Annotated in this window: 5 protein-coding genes and 1 pseudogene; all 6 read right to left on the minus strand. The window is 60.4% G+C overall.

Annotation, left to right across the window (positions count from 1 at the left end; all coding sequences use genetic code 11):
- A partial coding sequence (locus EN939_RS26545; RefSeq protein ID WP_164751236.1) for a hypothetical protein occupies positions 1-463 on the minus strand: 463 nt, incomplete at its 3' end.
- The gene (locus tag EN939_RS26550) at positions 460-663 is read right to left on the minus strand and encodes a hypothetical protein (RefSeq protein ID WP_236383072.1); all 204 of its coding nucleotides are present in this window, start codon (positions 661-663) and stop codon (positions 460-462) included. The genes EN939_RS26550 and EN939_RS26545, both read right to left, overlap by 4 nt.
- A gap of 156 nt (positions 664-819) precedes the next feature.
- On the minus strand, positions 820-1,185 hold the full coding sequence (locus EN939_RS26555; protein ID WP_127270717.1) for a hypothetical protein: 366 nt from the start codon (positions 1,183-1,185) through the stop codon (positions 820-822).
- A 9-nt stretch (positions 1,186-1,194) separates the two neighbouring features.
- The gene (locus EN939_RS26560) at positions 1,195-1,608 is read right to left on the minus strand and encodes a hypothetical protein (protein WP_236383071.1); all 414 of its coding nucleotides are present in this window, start codon (positions 1,606-1,608) and stop codon (positions 1,195-1,197) included.
- A complete protein-coding gene (locus EN939_RS26565; RefSeq protein WP_127270719.1) occupies positions 1,608-3,053 on the minus strand; it encodes a hypothetical protein in 1,446 nt (481 codons plus the stop codon). Before EN939_RS26565 ends, EN939_RS26560 begins: the two co-directional genes overlap by 1 nt.
- A pseudogene (locus EN939_RS26570) lies at positions 3,050-3,290 on the minus strand (hypothetical protein); the annotation flags it as partial. The pseudogene EN939_RS26570 and the gene EN939_RS26565, both read right to left, overlap by 4 nt.

A 3,290-nucleotide genomic window follows, 5' to 3' on the forward strand; every position in this document is an offset into this window, starting at 1 on the left:
TCTGCGGGTCGAAGTAGTGGGAATGCCGATCGATGACTTCCTGAATTGGCTTGACGGTCGAAAGCTGCCGGCCATGATCGGACAGGCGGCCTTGCAACTCCTGTTCGCGAGCGGCGACGAAGGCGCGAATTTCGGCGGGCGTCTTCTCCCAGGCACCTTTGACGACATCAGCGCCCTGAAGACCTTTCCAGTTGTCAGGCAGGGGAACCGTGCCGGCGCCAGGCGTCAGACCATCGCCAGCCGGTTCCCCGCCATCACCGCCTTTCGGCGATATCGTATCGGCCGCTTCGGACCGGTCCCCGCTTGCAAACCTGCCGTTCTCACGCTCCGCCCCGTTATCGCGTTCGTTCTTGTTCCAGATGGCTTCCAGAGCCGTATCATCGGCGGCAGCATTGTCGTTGATCGCGCCGGCATCGACGACGACCGGTGCGGCTTCAGCCACGGCAGCAAGTTGAGCGCTCATCGAAATTCCTCTGACACCTGAAGGCCCCGCTTCTGGCAGAAGTCGGGATTGCGAAATTTGCCCTTGGTCGGGGAAAGGCTGGGCTCGTACTCGACGCAATTGTGTTTCTTCAGATCATCGCGCCGCTGAGAGCGTGAGCCGATTACCGCGCCGTTGATCGGCGAGCGGTACTCCGGAATGTCGGAGATGACATTCGGCATGCTGATCTGGCCGGCGAATGGCTTCTCCATGGGAGCGCCCGTTTGCCGGTCAACGAAGATGCCGTTTCGAAACACGTACCGAGCCATTTCAAGTCCCGCTTGGAGGCAGGATGAAGGGTGCGGTCTGTCGGTGCGAAAAGATAAGCCGTTTGGAATTCAGGAGAGAAGCAGGACCATCAGCGTGTCGTCGTCGACCATGGCGTCGAGTTCGCGGGAGATCATCAGTTGGCCCATCTTGGCCATGATAGAGGCCATGGGGTCGGCTTGGGGCAGTTGAGGGACATGCATCTTTGCCATAAGCGCTTCAACCATGGCCGGCGTCAGCTCCGGCAGGATTTCCGATTCAAGGGGTTCAACTTTGCGGGCGTGAATGTCGACGGGCTTGCCGTGCCGGTCCAGATAGATCGTTGGGCGCCGCCTGTAGTGACCGGCGCCAGGTTGGCGAGTGTCAGTTTCAGGGGGCACAATCTGAAACGCATTTGCCTGGAACGCATTCCCCTGGAAGGCTGTGGCGAAGGCCATATCCCGATCCTATAGGCCGGACGCTGCCACAAAAAACGCGTCGATCTGCCCGTCGTCGAAACCGAGCGCGGCGAAGCCGGCCAGCATCATAGGTTCCGTCCGGACGAACGAGCCGCTATTCTCGTATGCGATCTGAACTGCCCTGCTCTGTGCTGAGACGAACGATTCTACCGCATCGAGCAGACCTGATGCCAGAAGCTGTAGTTTGAACTGCCTGGCCGAGACACTGGCAGGGATCTCCGGTTTGCTCACAGTCGGCACATAGGGCGCAACAACCCCAGCGATGGCAACCGCAAAAATTTCTGGCCCATAAACCGTGTCGTCGTCGGGAGAGGCAGAAAACGGGATCCAGCCGAATTGCGGATGGTTGATCTCAACATCGATCGTGCCGGCCGCATTGTATTTCGGGTTGCGGAACTCCATCAGGAAATCCTCATCGCCAAGAACGTTCTGCGTCGGATTGCGCCGCCGCCCGTGGAGACACGACCCATAGCGCGCCAAGTTCCCGACAGAGCCGTGCCGCCTTTGATAAAAGGTGCGCCACCCGAGCCATACGTGGTGTCATCGCCGGGGTCTGTCGTGACGGCTTCTGAGAAACCAGCCGGTTGCAGCGTAGACCCGGCCATCGTTAGACCTTCCGTGATCAACGTGGCAGTTAGGCTGAACACTTGGGCGTAAGTACCGACCGCGCCGAAAGCGAGGGCAGCGTTGCCGGCACCAAAATCAACGGCGGCAACGGCGGCAGTCACAAAAGCGGTGCTTGCAATTTGGGTATTGTTGGTGCCGGGAGCCGCTGTTGCGGTGGTCATGTTGCTGGCAACACCCGACGCGGGCGTTCCCAACGCGCCGCCAACAAAATATGCTGCACCGGTTCCTACTTCGTCGGTGAGAGCAGCCCGCAAATTAGCCGATGATGGGGTCGCAAGAAACGCGGCGATGCCCGCAGCCAACCCCGAAACACCCGTGGCGATGGGGAGGCCGGTCAAGTTAGTTGCGACACCCGATGCAGGTGTGCCCAACGCGCCGCCGACGAAATAAGCCGAGCCAGTTCCTACCTCATCGGTAAGCAAGGTCCGGAGGTTTGCCGACGATGGTGCGGCGACGAATGCGTCAAAATTGGCCGCGCGAGCGATGGCTCCCCAAGAAGTGAGGTTGGCGGTGAGGGGTTGGTAAGCGGCGGCGGCATCCGATACCGATAGAGCGGTCTGGGTGACACCGTTGATCCGGTAAAACAGGCCCGTGGTTGCGGTCCACATGTCGCCGTTCGCCGGAGCGTTCGGTGCAACACCGTGCGGAAGTCTAATCGATGCCGCCGTGGTGGAACTGGTCTTGAATGTCTGGATAATGGTCCACTGCGAGGCGTTGTCGAGGGACGCCATCGCCTTGGTGACGCCGTTTACCCGAACGTACAAGCCAAAGGCAGCAGTGGTCCAGAAATCGCCATCCGCAGGCGCATTTGGCACAATGCCGTGGGGAACATTAAAACCCGCGCCAAGCACCGCTTCCGACGCGTCCGTTACCAGCTTGCCGGTCATCGTCCCGCCAGCAAGAGGCAGGCAGACCAGGGATGCCGCCGTCGCGAAATCCGATATCGTGGCGGCAAGCTGTGTGCCGGTGTGGTTCGCTCTGGCGAGCAGGAAGGCGTCCGAGCTATTGGCCGTGGCGCCATCGGCCACGTTGAGCAGCGCGCGAACCTGTGCGGGCGTCAATTCCTCGGTGTCGCCCGTCAACGCGCTTACCCGGCCAAGGATGGTCTCTGTGGCCTGGGTCAGGGCGTGTTCGTCGTTCCAGTTCGATGGCTGGACAATCGTCGGGTCGCCCGCGTCGGGAATGAGCGACGTGAACTTATGCTTCAGCGATACAGTCATTGCATCGGCACCGTTTCAACACCGATCGGGCGGCCCTGCGGGTCTTTGATGACCTTCTTCGGCGCGGTGAGTGCCTTGGTGACCATGATCATGAACTGGCCGAACTGCTCACGTTGGGCGGCCATCTCTTTCAAAACCGCCTCGCCGCCGATCGGGTCAATCTGAATTGGCGGAGGAACAATGCCGTTCGCGGCCAAGACCTGGTTCTGATCGGTTGCAGCCGCAATCTGCTTGGAG

It is taken from the genome of Mesorhizobium sp. M7A.F.Ca.CA.002.05.1.1 (assembly GCF_003998335.1).
Lineage (GTDB): Bacteria > Pseudomonadota > Alphaproteobacteria > Rhizobiales > Rhizobiaceae > Mesorhizobium.